The sequence below is a fragment of the Seohaeicola nanhaiensis genome, from assembly GCF_042654245.1.
GTDB lineage: Bacteria > Pseudomonadota > Alphaproteobacteria > Rhodobacterales > Rhodobacteraceae > Seohaeicola_A > Seohaeicola_A nanhaiensis.
Genome location: NZ_JBHSGI010000002.1, coordinates 985,802 through 1,002,506, shown reverse-complemented (window position 1 = coordinate 1,002,506; position 16,705 = coordinate 985,802). Strand labels below are relative to the sequence as shown.

The window sequence follows — 16,705 nt, the reverse complement described above, 5'->3', positions numbered from 1 at the left end:
GACATGGCCACAGACCTCTCTCGCCGCGCCTTCCTTGCCCGTTCGGCCCTGATCGGCTGTTCCGCGGCGGCAAGCCCCTTCCTGACCCGCATCAGTCTCGCCGCGGCGCCCTGGGATGCCCGGCTGGTCGTCATCGTCCTGCGCGGCGCGATGGACGGTCTGGATGTCGTGCAGCCCTATGGCGACCCCGATTACGCTTCCGTGCGCGGCGCCTTGGCCGGCGGTCCGCAGGCTGGTGCTGCCGATCTGGACGGGTTCTTCTCGCTTCACCCCGGCCTGGCGCCGCTGATGCCCCTGTGGAGCGCCGGCGACCTGGGCTTTGTGCATGCCGTTTCCACGCCTTATCGGGACAAGCGCAGTCATTTCGACGGGCAGGACATTCTCGAAGCGGGTGCGAACGCTCTGGGGCAGGTGCGCGACGGATGGCTGAACCGACTGCTGACCCAGGTGCCTGGAGTCGAGTCGCGCACTGCCTTCGCCATCGGGCATGGCGAAATGAAGGTGCTGAGTGGTCCCGCTCCGGTGGCCGACTGGACGCCCGAGGTCGATCTGGCGCTCAGCCCGCAGGCCATGCGGCTGGCCGAACGGGTGATGCAGGATGACCCGGCGTTCCACGCGGCCTTTACCGAAGCCTCCATGCTGGCGAGCGGCGGCATGGGGCTTCCGGGCCAGCCGGAAAAGGCCGATGCCCATGTCGAAGTGGCCCGGTTCGCTGCCGAGCAGCTGCGCGGGGATACCCGGATCGCGGCCTTTTCGATCAATGGCTGGGACACCCACGGGCGGCAGGTCAAAACCATCGTGCCGGCGCTGGAGCGGCTGGCCGGCACCATCACCACCCTGCGCGACAGTCTCGGCCCGGCCGTCTGGGGGCGGACCGCGATTGTCGCGATGACCGAATTCGGGCGCACGGTGCGGATCAATGGAACCGATGGCACCGACCACGGCACCGGCGGGGCAATGGTCCTGGCCGGCGGCATGGTGCGCGGCGGGAAAGTCCATGGCCAATGGCCGGGCCTCGACGAAGCGTCCCTGTTCGAACGGCGCGATCTTACGCCCACCGGCGATGTGCGCGCCCCGGCGGCCTGGATTTTGCGTGGATTGACCGGCCTGGACCGGACAGCCATGGAACAGGTGGTCTTTCCCGGGCTCGACATGGGCCGCGATGCTGGGTTTTTGCGATAGCGCTTGGCCGGGCCAGAACGCCCGGCTAGTGTCGCGCACATGATCAAGGACAGACCTCTCGGTCCGATTGTCGAAAACTGGACCCCGCCCCGCCGCCCCGATGCCGTGGTGCTGGAGGGGCGTTACGCCCGGCTGGACCGGCTGGACTCGCAGCGCCATGCTCGGCCGCTGTTCGACGCCTTCGACGGGCACTCCTGGCTTTGGGATTACATGCCCAACGGCCCGTTCCGCACGGCGTCCGACTATCAGGCCTGGGCAGAGACGGCGGCACAGGGCGAGGACCCGTTCTTTTACGCGATCACCGATCTTGAGAGCGGGGCGGTGTCCGGCGTGGCGAGCTATCTGCGCATTGCGCCCGAGACCGGTTCGATCGAGGTGGGCAACATCTGTTTCGCGCCCGCGCTGCAGCGCACGCGCGCCGCGACCGAAGCGATGGCGCTGATGATGGGATGGGCGTTCGATGCGGGCTATCGCCGCTATGAGTGGAAGTGCAATTCGCTGAACCGCCCCTCGCGGGTGGCGGCCCAGCGGCTGGGTTTCAGCTACGAGGGCATCTTCCGTCAGGCGCTCGTGGTGAAGGGCCGCAATCGGGATACCGCCTGGTTTGCCTGTATCGACAGGGAATGGCCCTTGCTGAAGGCGGCCTTCGGTGCGTGGCTGGACCCAGCCAACTTCGACGCATCCGGCGCACAGCGGCAAACCCTTGCCGATCTGACGCGCTCGGTGCTGGTGATGCGCGATCCGGACCTGGGGTGAGCCGTCAGCCATTTCGGCCGGTCAACCCGTCGAGGATCGTTGGCCGGTCAACTGTGCGTTCGCGGATCGCGCGGGCGGCGCGGCGGGCCTGGACGTAAAGCGCGATCAGCAGCGCTGCGATGGCAATCAGGAAGCTTTCCACCATTTCAGATCACCTGTTGTTCGTTCAGGCGCCGGCGCAGCAGACCGGCGAGATACGCGCGACACGGGGCGACCGGGCCGCCGGACGAACGCGCGTCGGCCAGGGCGGCGGCCGCGGCGGCCAGGGCCCGGTCATTGACGCTGTGGGCCAGGCCGCCGAGGAACTGCGCGATATATCCGATCTCCTCGGGTGCCGCGCCCTCCAGCCTGCCGGCGATCTGCGCCAGATCGTCCTGAAGCGCGAGCGGATCGGGCGCGACATGCTCTTCGGTGACGGCTCGCAGCCCGGCGGGCCGGCGCTCGATCGGCAGGCGCGAGAGGATGGTTGACTGAAACGCGGCCAGAGCGGTGACCGGTTTGGCCAGATAGCCATCGGCACCCGCCGCCAGCGCCCTGTCCTCGCCTGCGGGATCGGCCGAGGCGCCGAGAACTATCCCGACGCGCGGTGTCGCCCGGTGCAGTTCGGCGATCAGATCTGTCCCCGACCCGTCGGGCAGGCCCAGATCCACGATCACCGCGGTCGGGCGATAGACCTGGAGGTGCCGCCGCGCCGCCCGCAGGCTGTCGGCACGGCGGATGCGCGCGCCGCTGCGCAGGCAGAGCAGGCGCAGCGCCTCGCTGGCGAAACGGCTGTCTTCGACAGCGAGGACGGTCAGCCCCAGCAGGGGGCGGCTGGCTGTGGGGACGGGGGGCGGGGCGCGCAGGGAGTCCGAATCATTCATGGTCCTCTCCAATCGGGATCTGCCGGAAGGCTACCTGCGGCGGGGCTAATGCCCGGTTAACAGCGCACCGTTGCGCGCAATCGCGCACTTGCCCTCCGCCCAGACGGGCCGCATAACCGGTGCAGCAACCGAGGGAGAGCCACATGATCGGCCGTCTGAACCATGTCGCCATTGCCGTGCCCGATCTGACGGCGGCCACGGCGCTTTATCGTGACGCGCTGGGCGCGAAGGTGGGAGCCCCACAGGAAGAGCCGGACCACGGCGTGACGGTCGTCTTCATCGAGTTGCCCAATACGAAGATCGAATTGCTGCATCCGCTGGGAGATGCCAGCCCGATCGCTGGTTTTCTGGAGAAGAACCCGGCCGGCGGCATCCATCACATCTGCTACGAGGTCGAGGACATCCTCGCCGCGCGCGATCATCTGAAGGCCAGCGGTGCTCGAGTGCTGGGGTCGGGCGAGCCGAAGATCGGCGCACATGGCAAGCCGGTCCTCTTTCTGCATCCGAAAGACTTCAACGGGTGCCTGGTCGAACTGGAACAGGTCTGAACGATGGGTCCGACATCGGCAATTGTTCTTTACGTGGTCATCTGGTTCCTTTGTTTCTTTGTGGCCCTGCCCATCCGGGTGAAAACCCAGGGCGACGCGGGGAAGATCGAGCCGGGTACCCATGCCGGCGCTCCAGAGGTGCACCACCTCAGACGGAAGGCCATCGTCGTCAGTCTGGTCGCCCTCGGGATCTGGGTGATTGTGGCGGGAGTTATCCTGTCGGGCTGGATCACCATGGATGACATCGACGTTTTCCGACCCGGGCGGGAATCCTTCTAGAGGTCAATGCAGCGGCTGCCCTGTCTTCTGAAAATAGACAGCAAGGTGACATCCGCGCGTTCCGCCTGTGTCGCGCCACTCAAGGCGGCCGCCGTAGTGGCTCACGATCTTGCGCACGTTGGCCAGCCCCATGCCGCTGCCCTCGATCAGATCGCGCGGCTTCAGGGTCGTCATCACCTCGAAGACCTTGCTGCGTGACTCCTTTGGAATTCCCGGCCCGTCGTCGATGACGTCAAGGCGGACCCAGCTATTCTCTTCGCGTGTGGCGATGCGCAGGGTGCCCTGCGGGCGATCGTGATGCTTGACGCCATTCGACAGAAGTGAGGACACCAGGGTAACGGCGTCATTTCGTCCCATCCGCATCGTAGGGGCCTGGATGTCGCGGACAAGATGGAATCCTGGCGGCATCCGCGTCTGCTCCAGCACGTCGTCGATCACCTCGTTCCAGTCGATATCGCCCCCGGATTGCATCCGGCCGATCCGCGAGTAGATCAGCAGGTCGATCAGCATCCGGTCGAGGCGACGCATATGGGTATTCATCAGCGCCAGGTTTTCCGCGAGCGATCCGCCGATCCGCACGCCCTCGGCGCGCAGGTCTTCTTCGATCCATTGCGGCAGTTCGATCAGCGCGCGCACCGAACTGCGCACGTCGTGACTGACAAGATAGATGAAATCCTCGAATTCCCGTGCCGGCGTGACCGGGGCCGCCATGGCCGGATCCTGCGTGCTGCCTACGTCCATCTGTCTCCTCGCCGCATGACTGCGCCGCAAGCAATAGCGCACAACGCCTAACAGGCTCTTAACTCCCGGCGGTCCAGCCAGCCGGATTGCATAGAAATTGAAACGAAAACCCGGACTGCGGGCGGCTGCATTAACCGCTGGGTAAGCCTGTGAGGGCAATGTCGGGAACGGATGTGCAACCGGGTCCAAGTGAGGAGAGTGATGCAACAACTCGTTGATGAAATGGAGAAATTCGCCCGAAGCCTGCCGTTCACATCGGCGGGAATCAAGGCTCTGGTGCTCGACGACAGCGTGTTTGATCGTCGTCGCATCCGGCGGATCTCGCATGATACCCGCCTTGGCATCATCATGGACGAGATCTCGTCGCTGGACGCGCTCGAGGCGATGCTGGACCAGGACCGTTTCGACGTGATCCTGATCGACTACAACCTGCCCGGCGGCGACGGGATCGAAGCCCTGATGCGCATCCGCAGGCACGAGGTCAACGGGAGCTGTCCTGCAATCATGGTCACCGGTGACGACAAGTCCGACGTGGCGGTAAAGGCGCTCAAGATGGGCTGCGCGGACTATATCGCCAAGGATCAGATGACGGCGGAACGCCTGAAAAGCAGCATTCTCGGCGCCATCGAACGTTGGAACGGGGCAGGAAACGGCCCGCTTGGCCGACTCGAGATCGAGGAGATCACGGCCAACGTGATGGCGAAATACACCAGCACCCTGCAGCCGAAGCTGGCGCGGGTCATTCGCGAAATGCGCTCGCTGCGAAAATCGGCGCGCGATCCCAGTGGCGAGACGGCGGGCGAGCTGGAGCGCATCGAGCGGCAGTGCATCCAGATTTGGGCGACACTGCTCGATCCCAGGGTGATTGCCGATGCAGGCGGCCTGCGGCACTGACCGTGTGCGCGCTCGGTGATTCTGCGCCTATGGCGGGTGACGGGGACCTCGCCCTGTTCGCCCACATGTTCGAGATCTGTCCGGTGCCTCTGCTTCTCGCCGCAGGTGACGGGCGGATCCTGATGACCAATGCCGAACTCGACAGATTGTTCTGCTATCCGCCCGGTGGCCTGCCCGGCCTGGGGGTCGATATCCTCGTACCCGCCCATCTGCGCCAAGTCCATTACGGCATGCGCGAGACCTTCCTGAGCGCACCGCTCAAGCGGCCGATGGGGGGCGGGCTGGATCTGTCGGGGGTGACGCGCAGCGGAGCGCTTCGGCGCCTGGAACTCGGCCTTGCGCCCGTCTCAGTGGACGGACAGACCTGTGTGCTGGTCACAGTGGTCGATGTCAGCGTGCGCCAGGCGGTCGAGGCGGAGCTGGAACGGCGCTCGGTCGAACTGGAGGCCCTGAACACCGACCTCAAGCAGATCGCGCGCAGTGCCAGTCACGATCTGAAGACGCCGCTGACGTCGATATGCGGCCTCCTGAGCCTCGCAATAGACGAGATCGATGACGGCAACCTGGACGAAATCCGCAGCATTCTGCGGGAGACGCTTGCGATCGGGCGCCGGGGGACCCGGCTGATCGAAACGGTGCTGGATCTGACACGCGCGCCGCCTGTTGCGGCCGAACATTTTTCGCTGCGCGACGTCATTGATGACCAACGGGCGAAATTGACGGCCGAGCTGTCCCGTCCGCCGGATTTCGTTGTCGAACTTCGCGACGGCGACATGGTTGAAACCGATCGCAGGACGCTGGAGATGATGCTTGGCCAGTTGCTGTCGAATGCCTGCCGCTTTGGCGATCCGGGCAAGACCGTTCAACAGGTGCGTCTCACCTCGCAGAGGCAGGAGGACCGCCTGCAGATCAGTGTCGCGGACAATGGAATAGGGGTCGATGAAAGCTGCCAGCACCGGGTGTTCCGGGCGTTTGACCGGCTGCACGCGAACAGCGGCAACGGCATCGGATTGACGCTGGTGCGACGGGCAGCCGAACGGCTTGGTGGCGCCGTTTCCTTCTGGTCCCGGCCGGGGGAAGGGAGCGTGTTCACACTTTCCATACCTTTGCAGGCTAGGGTCTGGACATGAAAATTCCGACGATGATTGTGGACGACGAAAAGGTGGACCGGTACACGGCCCGCCGCCGGCTTGAACGGCACGGAGGGTTTGGCGAGGTCATCGAGGCCGAGTCGGGTGACGCCTTTCTCGAGACGCATTGTTCGGTGCCTGGAGCCTGGCCAAAGGACGGCCTGCCCATTCTGATCCTGATGGACATAAACATGCCCGGACGGGACGGCTTTGAAACGGTTGCGGAGCTGGACCGCCGTCATCAGCGCGGCATGGGACCGCCCAGCCTCGTCGTGACCATGTTCACGTCCTCGTCGAGTCCCCGGGACAGGGCTCGCGCCGCAGCGCTGCCTCTGGTGCGCGGATACGCCGAAAAACCTCTGGATGCGGCCGGGGCAGAGGCGCTCGACGCACTTTATTCCGCCCATCTGCGCAGCATCGGCTATGCGGCATGAGAACCCGCTTGGTCCATGGTCCCGGGCGGCGTGCCATTGATCGATTCGTGCTATTCTCTCAGGGAGCCCGTGCTCTGGTTATGAGGATGGCAAGTGTGATCTCAGGCCGCCTGACCCCTCCCAAGGCCGCCCATCGCTTCGATGTCGGCAATGATTCGGTCGAGGCCCTCTCCGTGACGCAGGGCGGCAAAATGGAAGGGGCGACCCGCGCGCATGCGAATGCTGTCACGCTCCATGACCTCCAGCGATGCGCCGACATGGGGCGCAAGATCGGTCTTGTTGATGACCAGGATGTCAGACCGGGTGATGGCCGGCCCACCCTTGCGGGGAATTTCCTCGCCCGCCGCCACGTCTATGACGTAAATGGTCAGATCGGCAAGCTCCGGGGAAAAGGTTGCCGACAGATTGTCACCGCCGGATTCGATGATGACCAGGTCGAGATCGGGATGGCGTTCGCGCATCTTTGCTACGGCGGCAAGATTGATCGAGGCATCCTCGCGGATCGCTGTATGCGGGCAGCCGCCGGTTTCGACGCCCAGAATGCGGTCGGCAGGCAGGACCTGAAGCCGCAGCAGCGCCTCCGCATCTTCCTGAGTGTAGATGTCATTGGTGATCGCAGCCACCGAGTAGCGGTCGCGCAGTGTGCGGCAGAGGGCGGCGGTGAGCGTGGTCTTGCCGGCGCCCACCGGACCGCCGATTCCAATGCGGAGCGGGCCGTTCGGAGAGGTCATGTGCGGAACATCCTGGAATATTGCGTTTCGTGGTTCATCGAGGCGATGTCGGCCGCAAAGGCGGCGCTGCCGATCGCGTCGAGCGGCAGGTCCAGTGCCTCGTCGCAAAGGCGATCGATGACGGGACACATGTTGCGCAGGATCGCCTGGGCCTCGGTCTGGCCCAAGGGAACCGCGCGTGTCGCAGCCGAGGTAAGGGCACCTGCGAAGGCGTGGAGATACAGGCGCGCGGTGGGGGCGAGCGGGAGGCCGCAGGCGCGGGCCGCGGCGCCAGCGGCAACCGGATACGCGCAGGTCGGCAGGTCGAGGCCCCAGCCGGCATTGACGGCCCGAGTGAAGGAGCCGCCTTGTTCCACGGTCTCGGTCACCCGTTCTGCGGAGGGCGCGAGGGCGCGGGCGAGGGTGTCGAGGTCGCCCGGCGCATCGCCGCGCCAGGCATGGGCAAGCAGGATGAGGTCCGTCCGGCCATTGCCCTGCGTCATCACGTGGAAGATCCAGCGCTCCACATCACCGCCATCGGCCAGAGTGCCAGTGCTGACCAGCCAGTCGAGTCCATGGCTGAAGCTGAAGGCGCCCACGGGGAAGGCCGGCGAGAACCACTGCGCCAGAGTCAGCAGCGCAGCGTCGGTTGAAAGCGGCCCCGCGCCTGGATTTCCGTCCGACGGCTTTTCCGGGCCGGATTCGGCTCGCCCAGTCTGGGGGCGCGCGTCTGCAGCTCGGAGCGGCGCAGGGACGGCCAAGGTGGAGCTTGGGCGCGCCATCAGCGACGGTCCTTTACGGGGTGCGCCCCGCGCGGCGGCCGCGCCGGAGACGTTGCAGGATTCAGTGTTCGTGGCCATGAGTCCGGCCGTGCCCGTAGGCGCCGCCCTCCGGGGTAAAGGGTTCGACGACCTCGGTCAGCGCGGCTCCAAGATGCGTCAGCATGTCGTGCAGGACATGGTTGCGACGAATGATCAGGCGGTCGCCTTCGATCTGGCAGGGTGTGTGGCGGTTGCCGATATGCCAGGCGAGGCGGACCAGATCGTCGCCGCGGACCTCCAGCAGCTCTTCGGCTGCGGCGGTTACGGCGACGAGGCGGCCATCGGACAGTTCGAAGGCGTCGCCGTGATCGACCGATTCGGTGTGTTCAAGATCGACGAGGAAGCGGTCGCCATTGCCGGTGGACAGCACTTTGCGGCGCAGGAAGCGTTCGTCATAGGTCAGGATGCAGCTGTCGGCGGGGCCAGACCACTGGCCCTTGCGGCGCAGGATTCGGGCGAGGGCAAGGTCAGTCACTGGGAGGTCTCTATGCTGATGTAATCGTAGATGTCCGAGGCGTCCCTGTCGTGGAATTCGGCAAGGTAGGAGATGCCGAGTTCGGGAAGATAATGCAGGACGTCGCGGCGCTGGGGGTCGTTTTCGTCGGGGTAGCGGATGGTGATCGGCATCATGTCGTAACTGCAGGCCTGGTAGGTCTGCCGGGTCAACTGGCCAAAGCTGTAGATCTGTTTTTCCGAGCCGATGCGGCCGTCTGCGAAGGTTGCGACCGTGACCGACCAGCCGCCACCGGGCACGGGCAGCGGCATCTCCGAGGGAGGAAGCGGAAAGCTGTAGGTGGAGCGGGTCGCGGGATCGGCCTTGCCATTCTCGATGGCGACGACTTCGACAAGGTAGAGCCCTCGGGCCAGCATCGTCCGCGACCCCTGATGGCTGTCGAGGCCGAACATTCCCTCGACCATATCGGCGCCGACGCTGTGGAAGGCCTCGTATTCCCCGCTCGCGCTGGTGAACTTGATGCCGCGCGTCATGTCGTCCGCCGTAGGGCAGGCTGCCTCGGCGGCGCCGGTGAGGACGATAAGGGGAAGCAGGATTCGGATCATAGGCAGGACTCGCGCGACAGGAATGGCGCAAGCCTAGCGGAATTTCCCGCATATGACAGGAGGATACGCCGGCCTGGATCGGCCGGCGCGCCGGTCAGATGTAATAGAGATCGCGGAAGACGTAGCGCGCGATCTCGTCGCGCCGCAGGCCCTTGGCGGCCAGCTGGTCGTCCGACAGCGCATGCAGCGCGTTGATCTGGTCGAGTCGCGATTGACGGTCGACATAGGCCTTGTAGCCCTGTGCGATGCCGATCATCAGATTGTCGAGGGATTGCATGAAGCGGCTGCGCTTCAGCGGGGTCGTTGGTGCGAATGTCGTGGCCATGTCTGGAAACCTCGTTTGCCAAAACTGCGGGTTCCCCCCCTTGCCCCTGACTATAGCCACGCGATGCCCGGCGCGGTAGTGCAGTTGCAGCATAGCTATTATGCAATTGCAGCATTGGCGCACCGGCTCCCTGATTCAGAACAGGAAATAACGCTGCGCCATGGGCAGAACGCTGGCCGGCTCGCAGGTCAGCAGCTCCCCGTCGGCGCGCACTTCGTAGGTTTCCGGGTTCACTTCGATCCGGGGCGTCGCGCTGTTCAGGATCAGGTCGGACTTGCCGATGCTGCGGGTATTGGCCACGGCGACGGTCTGCTTCGCCAGCCCCAGCCGTTCGCGGATGCCGCTGTCCTGGGCCGCGGCAGACACGAAGGTCACGGCGGAATGTTCGACCGACCGGCCATAGGCGCCCCACATCGGCCGGGTATAGACCGGTTGCGGCGTCGGGATCGAGGCATTGGGGTCGCCCATCTGGGCGCAGACGATGGTGCCGGCCATCAGCACCATTTCGGGTTTCACCCCGAAAAAGGCCGGGTTCCACAGCACCAGATCGGCCCGCTTGCCCTCCTCGACCGAGCCGATCTCGCGGCTGATGCCATGGGCGATGGCCGGGTTGATGGTGTATTTCGCGATATAACGGCGGACGCGGAAATTGTCGTTGTCGCCCTGCTCCTCGGGCAGGCGGCCGCGCTGCTTCTTCATCTTGTCGGCGGTCTGCCAGGTGCGGATCAGCACCTCGCCCACGCGCCCCATCGCCTGGGAGTCGCTCGCGATGATCGAAAACGCCCCCATGTCATGCAGGATATCCTCGGCCGCGATGGTCTCGCGCCGGATCCGGCTTTCGGCGAATGCCACGTCCTCGGGGATCGACTTGTCGAGATGGTGACAGACCATCAGCATGTCGAGGTGCTCTTCCAGCGTGTTCACCGTGAACGGCCGGGTCGGGTTGGTCGACGAAGGCAGCACGTGCTGTTCGCCGCAGACCCGGATGATATCGGGCGCATGGCCGCCGCCGGCGCCCTCGGTATGGAAGGCATGGATGGTGCGGCCCTTCATCGCCTTCAGCGTATGCTCGACGAACCCGCTTTCGTTCAGCGTGTCGGTGTGGATCATCACCTGCACGTCCATCGCATCGGCCACCGACAGGCAGCAGTCGATGGCGGCCGGGGTTGTCCCCCAGTCCTCGTGCAGCTTCAGCGCGCAGGCTCCGCCCAGCACCTGTTCTTCCAGCGCGGCGGGCAGCGAGGCATTGCCCTTGCCGGCAAAGGCCAGGTTCATCGGAAAGGCATCTGCCGCCTGCAGCATCCGCGCCATATGCCAGGGGCCGGGGGTGCAGGTGGTGGCCAGTGTGCCATGCGCCGGCCCGGTGCCGCCGCCCAGCATGGTGGTCAGACCCGAATGCAGCGCGTCCTCGATCTGCTGCGGGCAGATGAAGTGGATGTGCGAATCGAAGCCACCGGCGGTCAGGATACGGCCCTCGCCGGCGATCGCCTCGGTGCCGGGGCCGATGATGATGTCGACGCCCGGCTGGGTGTCGGGGTTGCCGGCCTTGCCGATCTTGTGGATGCGCCCGTCCTTCAGCCCCACGTCGGCCTTGTAGATGCCAGTGTGGTCGACGATCAGTGCATTCGTGATCACGGTATCGACCGCCCCCGCCGCCCGCGTCACCTGGCTTTGCCCCATGCCGTCGCGGATCACCTTGCCGCCGCCGAACTTCACCTCTTCGCCATAACGCGGCGCATTGCCGCCCGCGCTCAGCGCGGTCAGGTCGCGTTCGACCTCGATGATCAGATCGGTATCGGCCAGGCGCAGCCTGTCGCCGGTCGTGGGGCCATACATGGCGGCATAGTCGGCGCGGGCGATCCGTGTGGGCATGGGCGATCCTTCAGGGCTTGGCGATGCGGGGGCCGCGCCGGGCCAGGCGGCGCGAGTTCTGGCGGGTCCGCTTGCGCAGCGGCTTGATCGAGGCCTCCATCACCTGCGCGGGCGATCCGCCGCGCGATCCGGCCAGGGTGGCGGCGACAAAGGACTCGGTGAAGGCGGGCAGCTTCTCCTCCATCATCCTTCGGTTTTCCGAACCAGTGACAGACCACAGGCCGGCCATGCCCAGCACGCGAAAGGCGATCACCGCCTGGGCTTCGGCCAGCATCATCATGGCGTTGCCCATGCTGGCCATGAGGTCGATCTGATGCTGGTAGACGGAGGGAAAGGCAGTGCGATTCATGAGGGTCACCTTGTGCAAGCCAGGGACCGCATGCCGGGGTGACCGCCCGGAATGGGCGGCCTGCCACGTGCGGTCAGCCCCTCAACGTCGCTGCAGTGCAGCAAGTTGCCGGTCCGGGCACGAAAGGCCACATTTATTTTCGCGGCCGCGCAGCTCATGCCTTGAACACCTCGTCCACCTCGACCTTCATCGCCGTCACCAGCGCGTTGGTCTGGGCCGCCATGCCGATCACCGCGATCAGTTCGGCGTGCATCTCGGGTGTCATGCCCTTGGCGCGGGCGGCGGCGGTATGCGAATGGATGCAGTAATCGCACCCATTGGCGGTCGAGACGGCGACATAGATCAGTTCCTTGACCAGCGGATCCAGCGCGCCGGGCGCCATCACCGTCTGAAGGCGGTCCCAGACCGCCTTCAGGGTTGCCGGGTCATGCGCCATGGCCCGCCAGAAATTGTTGACGTAGTCGGTGCCGCGCTTGGCGCGGATGTCGTCAAAGACGGCCCGGGCCTCCGGGCTGGCCTCATCGTCGCTCAGCAGCGGCACCGTCGCCATCAGAGCACCGCCATCACGCGCGCGGGTCCACCGGTGCCGTTGCGGTGCTTGGGGGCGCCGACGAAGATCGTCGCGCCCTTGGCGGGCAGCGCATCCAGCCCGGCCAGGTTCTCGATGCCGTAATGGCCCGAGGGCAGCCACGAATAATGCACCGCGAAATCCGCCGAATTGCCGGGGTCGAGCGAGAGCGTGTCGACCCCGATTCCCGCGACCCCCGCCTCGGCCAGCAGATCGGTCGCCGCCTTGGAAAAACCGGGGAAGGCGAAATTGCCCTCGGGCGTGTTGCGATAGCTCGCATCTCCGACCTTGGCCGCCCAGCCGGAATGCATCGCGACGCAAGCGCCGGCGGGCAGGTCGCCATTGGCGCTGATCCAGGCCTCGATATCCTCGGGCTCGACCATCGCATTGGCGTCGTCCTTGGCCTTGGCGGTGATGTCGACGATGCACAGCGGGCAGACCAGCGCGCCGGGGTCGATCTCGGCCACCGAGGTGCCGTCCTTCGAGAAATGCAGCGGCGCGTCGATATGGGTGCCGGTGTGTTCGTAGATCGTCAGCTTCCACAGCTGGTAGCCCGACTTGTCGAAGTTCACGGCCTCTTCGTAAAGAATGCCGGGATTGCCGTCGAAGGTCGGGAAATCGCCGTCATAGGTATGCGTCAGGTCGATCACCTTGCCGCTGGCCTGCGCCAGCGCCGGTCGCGCGGCCGTCAGCCCCGCCGCGGTGGCGGCCAGGGTGGTGGCGGCGGCACCGCGGAACAGCGCGCGGCGCGAGAGCATGGATTTCTTGACGTTGTCGATCACGCAGGCATGGCACATATGTCAGTCTCCCGTTGGACACCGCCTTGTGGCGGTTGTGGTTGCTCTGTCAGTCCAGCGTCCCCATCACCGCCTGGTTGAACCCATAGACGGTGCGCCCGCCCGCAAGCGGAATCAGGCGGACGTCGCGACGCTGGCCTGGCTCGAAGCGTACTGCGGTGCCGGCCGCTATGTCGAGCCGCATGCCATGTGCGGCCCCCCGGTCGAACTCCAGCGCCGGATTGGTCTCGGCGAAATGATAATGCGAGCCGACCTGAACCGGTCGGTCGCCGGTATTGGCGACCTGCAGCGTGATCGCCTCGGCGCCCTCGTTCAGCGTCAGGTCACCCGCCGCCGGGAACAGCTCGCCGGGGATCATTTGCGCGTCCGGTTGCGCGCGTAGATCAGACCGCCGGCGGCGGCGATCACCACAAGGCCCATCACCACAGCCAGCCAGTCGCCGCTGCCATGCGGATGCAGGTGCGCGCCCGGATGGGCGAGGGCGGGCGTGGCGGCGAGACCGGCGAGAAGGGCAAGACGTTTCATGGGGTATCCTTTCAGCGAATGGGGTTGTGAACGGTGACAAGCTTGGTGCCGTCGGGAAAGGTGGCCTCGACCTGCACGTCGTGGATCATCTCGGGGATCCCCTCCATGCACTGGTCGCGGGTGATGACCTGCGCGCCCGCCTCCATCATCTCGGCGACCGACCGCCCGTCGCGGGCGCCTTCGACCACCGCATCAGTGATCAGCGCCACCGCCTCGGGATAGTTCAGCTTGACCCCCCGGGCGAGCCTCTTGCGGGCGACCTCGGCGGCCATGGCGATCAGCAGCTTGTCCTTTTCTCGGGGCGTCAGTTGCATCTTCTACAGCATCCATGTTCGGGGAAGGGGGGCGCCCGACAGCCGCTCGATGGCCGGCAGCAGGCTTTGGCGAAGCGTATAGCCATCCGGTGCCAGCACCCGGGCGAACAGCACGCCGGGGCGGATCAGGCTGGCGCCGCCGGTGGCGGGCAGCAGGGCGCGCAGCGGGGCGAGATGGGCCTCGGCGCTGTCAGAGACGAACAGCAGCGCCGCCATGGCGCCCGCGCCGCCGGCAATCGCCGTCTCGTCCAGCTGCGCCTGGATGTTCCCGCGCAGCAGCGTGGCATCGGCAAAGACCAGTGCCCCGTCGCGCCGCACCTCGACGCGCTCGCGGAACAGCCCCTCGGTCAGCGTCTCGCCCATCGCGGCGCGGCCGAAGATCAGCGGCTCGACCATCAGGAAGGTGGCGGTCGGGTCCAGTTCCGCGGTCAGCCGGCGCGACAGGGCGCAGCGGTCAAACAGGATGGTCTCCTGCGGCAGCCAGTCCAGCCGGGCATCCGCGCCGACCTCCAGCGTGACGTCCAGCGCGGCCACCTCGCCCGGCTGCGCGCGATAGACCCGCTCGGCCGCCTGCGTCGTCATCACCAGATGCGCGTCCGACTCGGCCCGCCCGGCGATCCTGAAACTGTCGCCCCCCGTCATGCCTCCGGCGGTGTTCAGCGTGACGGCAGTCAGCGCCGGCCCCGCGGTCCTCGGCAGCAGCGCCTTCGACGCGCCCTGCTGATACAGTTCGGACAGCACCGACCGGCCGTCGCGCCGCTTGGCGGCCACGCGCAGCCGCCCCACCGCGCGCGGCTGGCGCACGGGCGTCACGGGCGGAAGGATCGGTGTGGCAAAGGTGATGGCAGGACTCCCCGGTCTGGCGCTGGGCGCATCCCAGAAGTGCCCCGGTTGCCGTCCGATTTCACCCGCCAATTGCGTAAATCGCTCAAATCCGCGCCGATGCCGCCCGTAAAGCGGGCATATCAGAGGCGATTGCTCATAAATTAGGCGGCTTCCGGCAATCGGGTCGAAAAAAGGCACATCCTTATTGCCGCATTGCAGCGGGGACGCATGGATATGGGTGCCTGCCTTCACGTCAACGAACGTGAATCACAAGAAGGGGGTGTGTGACGTCCTGCATGACTTGGACATCGGGCAAGACGCCACACGGGTGCAACAAACAATGTTGCGGGGGATCAGGTAGAGCGTAGCACCTTGCCTTGCAAGGACCGCTCGCCCTTTGCCTCGCCTGGAGGATTAAATGACGGTATTCAAATCCGCCTTGGCAGCCAGCTTCGCGCTGGGCGCGCTGGCCCTGCCGGCCTGGGCTGCCGACACCATCAAGGTCGGGGTGCTTCACTCCCTGTCCGGCACGATGGCGATTTCCGAGACGACGCTCAAAGACACCGTTCTGATGATGATCGACGAGCAGAACAAGAAGGGCGGCATCCTCGGCAAGCAGCTCGAAGCCGTGGTGGTCGACCCCGCCTCGGACTGGCCGCTCTTCGCCGAAAAGGCGCGCGAACTTCTGACCGTCGAAAAGGTCGACGTGATCTTCGGCTGCTGGACCTCGGTCTCGCGAAAGTCGGTCCTGCCGGTGATCGAAGAGCTGAACGGCCTGCTGTTCTATCCGGTGCAGTATGAGGGCGAGGAAAGCTCCAAGAACGTTTTCTACACCGGCGCCGCCCCGAACCAGCAGGCGATCCCGGCCACCGACTACTTCCTCGACGAACTCGGAGTCCAGAAATTCGCCCTGCTCGGCACCGACTATGTCTATCCGCGCACGACCAACAACATCCTGGAAAGCTACCTGATCTCCAAGGGCATCGCCAAGGAAGATATCTTCGTCAACTACACGCCCTTCGGCCACTCGGACTGGTCCAAGATCGTGGCTGACGTTGTCGCCCTCGGCGCCGACGGCAAGAAGGTCGGCGTGATCAGCACGATCAACGGCGACGCCAACATCGGCTTCTACAAGGAACTGGCCGCCGCTGGCGTTTCCGCCGACGACATCCCGGTTGTCGCCTTCTCGGTCGGCGAAGAGGAACTCGCCGGTCTCGACACCTCGAACCTGGTCGGCCACCTCGCCGCCTGGAACTACTTCGAAAGCGCCGACACCCCCGAGAACGCCGAGTTCATCAAGACCTGGCACGCCTTCATCGGCGATGAGAAGCGCACCACCAACGACCCGATGGAAGCCACCTACATCGGCTTCAACATGTGGGCCCAGGCGGTCGAAAAGGCCGGCACCACCGACGTGGACAAGGTCACCGAGGCCATGGTCGGCCAGACCTTCCCGAACCTGACCGGCTCCACCGCCGAGATGCTGCCGAACCACCACCTGACCAAGCCGGTCCTGATCGGCGAAATCCGCGCGGATGGCCAGTTCGACATTATCAGCCAGACCGATCCGGTGCCGGGCGACGCCTGGACCGACTACCTGCCGGAATCGGCCGTGCTCGACTCCGACTGGCCGGGCCTCGGCTGCGGGATGTACAACACCCAGACCAAGACCTGCGTGCAGCTCCAGTCGAACTACTGATCCTGACCAAGCGA

General features: G+C 65.6%; 24 protein-coding genes. 8 read left to right on the top strand and 16 right to left on the bottom strand.

Features of this window, described 5'->3' with window-relative positions:
- Positions 1–3 precede the first annotated feature (3 nt).
- Together ACFO5X_RS05060 and ACFO5X_RS05055 are read left to right on the top strand one after the other, a co-directional pair.
- Complete coding sequence (locus ACFO5X_RS05060; protein WP_380716149.1) at positions 4–1,182, top strand: DUF1501 domain-containing protein; 1,179 nt, start codon at positions 4–6, stop codon at positions 1,180–1,182.
- Between the two features lie 39 nt (positions 1,183–1,221).
- Entirely contained in the window at positions 1,222–1,938 is a 717-nt protein-coding gene (locus ACFO5X_RS05055) for a GNAT family N-acetyltransferase (protein ID WP_380716148.1), read from the top strand.
- 4 nt (positions 1,939–1,942) lie between these two features.
- On the opposite strand, the gene ACFO5X_RS05050 is transcribed toward ACFO5X_RS05055, so the two are convergent.
- Together ACFO5X_RS05050 and ACFO5X_RS05045 are read right to left on the bottom strand one after the other, a co-directional pair.
- Positions 1,943–2,083: a hypothetical protein gene (locus tag ACFO5X_RS05050; protein ID WP_380716147.1), complete on the bottom strand. Its 141-nt coding sequence runs from the start codon at positions 2,081–2,083 to the stop codon at positions 1,943–1,945.
- Between the two features lies 1 nt (position 2,084).
- The gene (locus ACFO5X_RS05045) at positions 2,085–2,801 is read right to left on the bottom strand and encodes a response regulator (RefSeq protein WP_380716146.1); all 717 of its coding nucleotides are present in this window, start codon (positions 2,799–2,801) and stop codon (positions 2,085–2,087) included.
- A gap of 143 nt (positions 2,802–2,944) precedes the next feature.
- Between ACFO5X_RS05045 and mce the strand changes: the two genes are divergently transcribed.
- Positions 2,945–3,349: a methylmalonyl-CoA epimerase gene (gene mce, locus ACFO5X_RS05040; RefSeq protein ID WP_380716145.1), complete on the top strand. Its 405-nt coding sequence runs from the start codon at positions 2,945–2,947 to the stop codon at positions 3,347–3,349.
- A gap of 3 nt (positions 3,350–3,352) precedes the next feature.
- Positions 3,353–3,628: a DUF1467 family protein gene (locus ACFO5X_RS05035; RefSeq protein WP_380716144.1), complete on the top strand. Its 276-nt coding sequence runs from the start codon at positions 3,353–3,355 to the stop codon at positions 3,626–3,628.
- Between the two features lie 3 nt (positions 3,629–3,631).
- Here the strand turns inward: ACFO5X_RS05035 and ACFO5X_RS05030 are convergent, their stop codons facing one another.
- Positions 3,632–4,369, bottom strand: a complete 738-nt coding sequence (locus tag ACFO5X_RS05030; RefSeq protein WP_380716143.1) for a sensor histidine kinase — start codon at positions 4,367–4,369, stop codon at positions 3,632–3,634.
- Positions 4,370–4,570: 201 nt separating this feature from the next.
- On the opposite strand from ACFO5X_RS05030, the gene ACFO5X_RS05025 reads away from it, so the two are divergent.
- The 3 genes from ACFO5X_RS05025 to ACFO5X_RS05015 are packed head-to-tail and all read left to right on the top strand — an operon-like array spanning position 4,571 to position 6,827.
- Positions 4,571–5,263: a response regulator gene (locus ACFO5X_RS05025; RefSeq protein ID WP_380716142.1), complete on the top strand. Its 693-nt coding sequence runs from the start codon at positions 4,571–4,573 to the stop codon at positions 5,261–5,263.
- The gene (locus ACFO5X_RS05020; RefSeq protein ID WP_380716141.1) at positions 5,206–6,393 is read left to right on the top strand and encodes a sensor histidine kinase; all 1,188 of its coding nucleotides are present in this window, start codon (positions 5,206–5,208) and stop codon (positions 6,391–6,393) included. Before ACFO5X_RS05025 ends, ACFO5X_RS05020 begins: the two co-directional genes overlap by 58 nt.
- A complete protein-coding gene (locus ACFO5X_RS05015) occupies positions 6,390–6,827 on the top strand; it encodes a response regulator (RefSeq protein ID WP_380716140.1) in 438 nt (145 codons plus the stop codon). The genes ACFO5X_RS05020 and ACFO5X_RS05015 overlap by 4 nt, the downstream gene beginning before the upstream one ends.
- A 101-nt stretch (positions 6,828–6,928) precedes the next feature.
- On the opposite strand, the gene ureG is transcribed toward ACFO5X_RS05015, so the two are convergent.
- The 13 genes from ureG to ACFO5X_RS04950 form a co-directional block, all read right to left on the bottom strand.
- Positions 6,929–7,558: an urease accessory protein UreG gene (ureG, locus tag ACFO5X_RS05010; RefSeq protein ID WP_380716139.1), complete on the bottom strand. Its 630-nt coding sequence runs from the start codon at positions 7,556–7,558 to the stop codon at positions 6,929–6,931.
- Positions 7,555–8,319, bottom strand: a complete 765-nt coding sequence (locus ACFO5X_RS05005) for an urease accessory protein UreF (protein WP_380716138.1) — start codon at positions 8,317–8,319, stop codon at positions 7,555–7,557. The genes ureG and ACFO5X_RS05005 overlap by 4 nt, the downstream gene beginning before the upstream one ends.
- 61 nt (positions 8,320–8,380) lie before the next feature.
- Positions 8,381–8,833: an urease accessory protein UreE gene (gene ureE, locus ACFO5X_RS05000; protein ID WP_380716137.1), complete on the bottom strand. Its 453-nt coding sequence runs from the start codon at positions 8,831–8,833 to the stop codon at positions 8,381–8,383.
- Positions 8,830–9,417: a hypothetical protein gene (locus tag ACFO5X_RS04995; protein ID WP_380716136.1), complete on the bottom strand. Its 588-nt coding sequence runs from the start codon at positions 9,415–9,417 to the stop codon at positions 8,830–8,832. Before ACFO5X_RS04995 ends, ureE begins: the two co-directional genes overlap by 4 nt.
- A 94-nt stretch (positions 9,418–9,511) precedes the next feature.
- A complete protein-coding gene (locus ACFO5X_RS04990; RefSeq protein ID WP_380716135.1) occupies positions 9,512–9,742 on the bottom strand; it encodes a hypothetical protein in 231 nt (76 codons plus the stop codon).
- 135 nt (positions 9,743–9,877) lie between these two features.
- A complete protein-coding gene (gene ureC / locus ACFO5X_RS04985; protein WP_380716134.1) occupies positions 9,878–11,614 on the bottom strand; it encodes an urease subunit alpha in 1,737 nt (578 codons plus the stop codon).
- A gap of 10 nt (positions 11,615–11,624) precedes the next feature.
- Positions 11,625–11,963, bottom strand: a complete 339-nt coding sequence (locus ACFO5X_RS04980) for an antifreeze protein (RefSeq protein WP_380716133.1) — start codon at positions 11,961–11,963, stop codon at positions 11,625–11,627.
- Between the two features lie 154 nt (positions 11,964–12,117).
- Complete coding sequence (locus tag ACFO5X_RS04975) at positions 12,118–12,513, bottom strand: carboxymuconolactone decarboxylase family protein (protein ID WP_380716132.1); 396 nt, start codon at positions 12,511–12,513, stop codon at positions 12,118–12,120.
- Positions 12,513–13,328 (bottom strand): cyclase family protein, encoded by an 816-nt coding sequence (locus ACFO5X_RS04970; protein WP_380716131.1) that lies wholly within the window; start codon positions 13,326–13,328, stop codon positions 12,513–12,515. Before ACFO5X_RS04970 ends, ACFO5X_RS04975 begins: the two co-directional genes overlap by 1 nt.
- A gap of 49 nt (positions 13,329–13,377) precedes the next feature.
- Positions 13,378–13,686, bottom strand: a complete 309-nt coding sequence (locus ACFO5X_RS04965; protein ID WP_380716130.1) for an urease subunit beta — start codon at positions 13,684–13,686, stop codon at positions 13,378–13,380.
- The gene (locus ACFO5X_RS04960) at positions 13,683–13,853 is read right to left on the bottom strand and encodes a hypothetical protein (protein WP_380716129.1); all 171 of its coding nucleotides are present in this window, start codon (positions 13,851–13,853) and stop codon (positions 13,683–13,685) included. The genes ACFO5X_RS04965 and ACFO5X_RS04960 overlap by 4 nt, the downstream gene beginning before the upstream one ends.
- A gap of 11 nt (positions 13,854–13,864) precedes the next feature.
- Complete coding sequence (locus ACFO5X_RS04955) at positions 13,865–14,167, bottom strand: urease subunit gamma (RefSeq protein WP_380716128.1); 303 nt, start codon at positions 14,165–14,167, stop codon at positions 13,865–13,867.
- 3 nt (positions 14,168–14,170) lie between these two features.
- The gene (locus tag ACFO5X_RS04950) at positions 14,171–14,971 is read right to left on the bottom strand and encodes an urease accessory protein UreD (RefSeq protein ID WP_380716127.1); all 801 of its coding nucleotides are present in this window, start codon (positions 14,969–14,971) and stop codon (positions 14,171–14,173) included.
- 439 nt (positions 14,972–15,410) lie between these two features.
- On the opposite strand from ACFO5X_RS04950, the gene urtA reads away from it, so the two are divergent.
- On the top strand, positions 15,411–16,691 hold the full coding sequence (urtA, locus tag ACFO5X_RS04945; protein ID WP_380716126.1) for an urea ABC transporter substrate-binding protein: 1,281 nt from the start codon (positions 15,411–15,413) through the stop codon (positions 16,689–16,691).
- Positions 16,692–16,705: the final 14 nt, after the last annotated feature.

Excerpts from the sequence above, each read along its gene's own strand:
- ACFO5X_RS05060 (WP_380716149.1), top strand. The coding sequence starts at position 4 with ATGGCCACAGACCTCTCTCGCCGCGCCTTCCTTGCCCGTTCGGCCCTG.
- ACFO5X_RS05055 (WP_380716148.1), top strand. The coding sequence starts at position 1,222 with ATGATCAAGGACAGACCTCTCGGTCCGATTGTCGAAAACTGGACCCCG.
- ACFO5X_RS05050 (WP_380716147.1), bottom strand. The coding sequence starts at position 2,083 with ATGGTGGAAAGCTTCCTGATTGCCATCGCAGCGCTGCTGATCGCGCTT.
- ACFO5X_RS05045 (WP_380716146.1), bottom strand. The coding sequence starts at position 2,801 with ATGAATGATTCGGACTCCCTGCGCGCCCCGCCCCCCGTCCCCACAGCC.
- mce (WP_380716145.1), top strand. The coding sequence starts at position 2,945 with ATGATCGGCCGTCTGAACCATGTCGCCATTGCCGTGCCCGATCTGACG.
- ACFO5X_RS05035 (WP_380716144.1), top strand. The coding sequence starts at position 3,353 with ATGGGTCCGACATCGGCAATTGTTCTTTACGTGGTCATCTGGTTCCTT.
- ACFO5X_RS05030 (WP_380716143.1), bottom strand. The coding sequence starts at position 4,369 with ATGGACGTAGGCAGCACGCAGGATCCGGCCATGGCGGCCCCGGTCACG.
- ACFO5X_RS05025 (WP_380716142.1), top strand. The coding sequence starts at position 4,571 with ATGCAACAACTCGTTGATGAAATGGAGAAATTCGCCCGAAGCCTGCCG.
- ACFO5X_RS05015 (WP_380716140.1), top strand. The coding sequence starts at position 6,390 with ATGAAAATTCCGACGATGATTGTGGACGACGAAAAGGTGGACCGGTAC.
- ureG (WP_380716139.1), bottom strand. The coding sequence starts at position 7,558 with ATGACCTCTCCGAACGGCCCGCTCCGCATTGGAATCGGCGGTCCGGTG.
- ACFO5X_RS05005 (WP_380716138.1), bottom strand. The coding sequence starts at position 8,319 with ATGGCGCGCCCAAGCTCCACCTTGGCCGTCCCTGCGCCGCTCCGAGCT.
- ACFO5X_RS04995 (WP_380716136.1), bottom strand. The coding sequence starts at position 9,417 with ATGATCCGAATCCTGCTTCCCCTTATCGTCCTCACCGGCGCCGCCGAG.
- ACFO5X_RS04990 (WP_380716135.1), bottom strand. The coding sequence starts at position 9,742 with ATGGCCACGACATTCGCACCAACGACCCCGCTGAAGCGCAGCCGCTTC.
- ureC (WP_380716134.1), bottom strand. The coding sequence starts at position 11,614 with ATGCCCACACGGATCGCCCGCGCCGACTATGCCGCCATGTATGGCCCC.
- ACFO5X_RS04980 (WP_380716133.1), bottom strand. The coding sequence starts at position 11,963 with ATGAATCGCACTGCCTTTCCCTCCGTCTACCAGCATCAGATCGACCTC.
- ACFO5X_RS04975 (WP_380716132.1), bottom strand. The coding sequence starts at position 12,513 with ATGGCGACGGTGCCGCTGCTGAGCGACGATGAGGCCAGCCCGGAGGCC.
- ACFO5X_RS04970 (WP_380716131.1), bottom strand. The coding sequence starts at position 13,328 with ATGTGCCATGCCTGCGTGATCGACAACGTCAAGAAATCCATGCTCTCG.
- ACFO5X_RS04965 (WP_380716130.1), bottom strand. The coding sequence starts at position 13,686 with ATGATCCCCGGCGAGCTGTTCCCGGCGGCGGGTGACCTGACGCTGAAC.
- ACFO5X_RS04960 (WP_380716129.1), bottom strand. The coding sequence starts at position 13,853 with ATGAAACGTCTTGCCCTTCTCGCCGGTCTCGCCGCCACGCCCGCCCTC.
- ACFO5X_RS04955 (WP_380716128.1), bottom strand. The coding sequence starts at position 14,167 with ATGCAACTGACGCCCCGAGAAAAGGACAAGCTGCTGATCGCCATGGCC.
- urtA (WP_380716126.1), top strand. The coding sequence starts at position 15,411 with ATGACGGTATTCAAATCCGCCTTGGCAGCCAGCTTCGCGCTGGGCGCG.